Source organism: uncultured Campylobacter sp., assembly GCF_938030815.1.
In the GTDB taxonomy this organism is placed as follows: Bacteria; Campylobacterota; Campylobacteria; order Campylobacterales; family Campylobacteraceae; genus Campylobacter_B.
Genome location: NZ_CALHII010000217.1, coordinates 1 through 1,969, shown reverse-complemented (window position 1 = coordinate 1,969; position 1,969 = coordinate 1). Strand labels below are relative to the sequence as shown.

Below are 1,969 nucleotides of genomic sequence, written 5' to 3'. Positions count from 1 at the left end.
CAAATGAGCGTACCCGAGGGCTGCGGTGCAAAAGGCCAAAGCAAAGGCACCTGCGGCAAAACCTCGACGCTGGCGTTACTTCAAGACACTATGGTTTTCGGGCTTAAGGGGCTTAGCGCTTACCGTCACCACGCACACGAGCTCGGCGCCGATACTAGCGCGGTCGATACCGTTATGGCCGACACGCTGTATTTTACGCTGACGAACTCAAATTTTAACTTTGACGAGCATATCGCGCAGCTGATGGCCGTCGGAAACGCGGGCGTGCAGATGATGGATATCTTAAGCGAGGCGCATACCGCAAAATTCGGCGTACCGACCCCGGTTAAAGTTAGCCAAAACAAGGTCGAGGGCAAAGCGATTTTGGTCAGCGGACACAACCTGCACGCTCTTGAGGCGCTGCTAAAAGCAACCGAGGGCAAGGGTATCAATATCTACACCCACTCCGAGATGCTTCCTGCGCACGGCTATCCGCAGCTTCGCAAGTATCCGCACCTAAAGGGCAACGTCGGCAAGGCGTGGTTCGATCAAACCAAGCTTTTCAACGAATTTAAAGGCGCGATTTTGATGACCACAAACTGCATCGTGCCGCTTCGCTCATCCTGTAGCTACGCAGACAGGCTGTTTGGCTACTCTATCGCTGGCACCGACGGCATTAAGCATATTCAAAACGACGATTTTACGCCGCTCATCGAGTGCGCGCTTGCGTGCGGCGACGTGAGTATGGACAGCGACGAGAGCTTGGTGACGGGCGGACACTACAAGACGATTTTGAGCCTCGCGCCGCAAATTTTAGACGCGATCAGCTCGGGCAAAATCCGCCGCTTTTTCGTCATCGCCGGCTGCGACGCGCCCGGCAAAGGACGCGAGTATTACCGCGAGCTGGCGCTTAGCCTGCCGAAGGACTGCGTGATTTTGACCTCCAGCTGCGGCAAATTCCGCTTCAACGACGTGGATTTCGGAACCGTGCCTGGCACCGAGCTTCCGCGCTATATCGATCTAGGCCAGTGCAACGACAGCAACGGCGCGGTCAAGATCGCCCTAGCGCTTAGCGAGGCTACGGGCATCGCCGTAAACGACCTGCCGGTCTCGATCGTGCTGATGTGGATGGAGCAAAAGGCGGTCATCATCCTGCTTGCGCTGTTTAGCCTGGGCGTTAAGAATATCAACGTGGGTCCTACGGTACCTGAGTTTTTCAACGACGAAATTTTAGGCTTTTTGGTGCAAAATTTCGGCCTTCGCCTAATCAGCGGCGACGCGCAGGCGGATCTGAAATACTTCCTGGGCGAATAAATTTTATAGCGAGGCAAATCGGGTAAATTTAAAATTCGGCAAAGCTCCGATTTTAAATTTACCCTTTATACGTATACGGCAGTTTTAATAGATTTAGCCGATGCGGCTATTTTACGCAACGCTCATATTTAAATTTCACGACTATACCGTCCGTCTTATTTAAATTTTAAAATCATATAATCTCGCCAAATGCTTAGAAAAATTTAATTAAGTGCTTTTTTTACACATTCAAATTCTAATCGTCTTTGCTATTACAATCCTTCTTTTTCTGTGTAAGTATTTATCTTATCCGTATCGCTGCCGCTTATAGTAACCGCTATAGTGTAACTGTCTTGATGCTTGGTATCTCATAAAATTTTCCGTATCATCTCATTTTTCGCTATCAGATATTGCAATTTAGTGCCGTTAATTTTATATCCATCTTTATTTAATTCTTCAAGCATCCTCTCTAATAATCGCTAAAATTTTAAATAAACATAGGATTTAAATACGGATTTTAATCTAAATTTTGAGAATACTTTATGAATGCACGGCTTGTGGGAATAAAATTTTAAGCAGATTTTGTGCAAAATTTCAAAATGCAGCTCAAGCTCGCAAACAGATAAATTCACTGCAGCCTTGCGTTTAGAATTCCGCGCTAGTGATAAATTTCGCATCTTTACGTCGATGCAAATTT

The 1,969-nt window shown here is 47.3% G+C and carries 2 protein-coding genes; one reads left to right on the top strand and one right to left on the bottom strand.

Annotation, left to right across the window (positions count from 1 at the left end; genetic code table 11):
• A partial coding sequence (gene hcp / locus Q0277_RS08595; RefSeq protein ID WP_297997277.1) for a hydroxylamine reductase occupies nucleotides 1-1,293 on the top strand: 1,293 nt, incomplete at its 5' end.
• 458 nt (nucleotides 1,294-1,751) lie between these two features.
• Here hcp and Q0277_RS08590 read toward each other — a convergent pair.
• Nucleotides 1,752-1,969 (bottom strand): hypothetical protein (locus Q0277_RS08590; protein ID WP_297997276.1); only part of this gene is annotated, 218 nt, incomplete at its 5' end.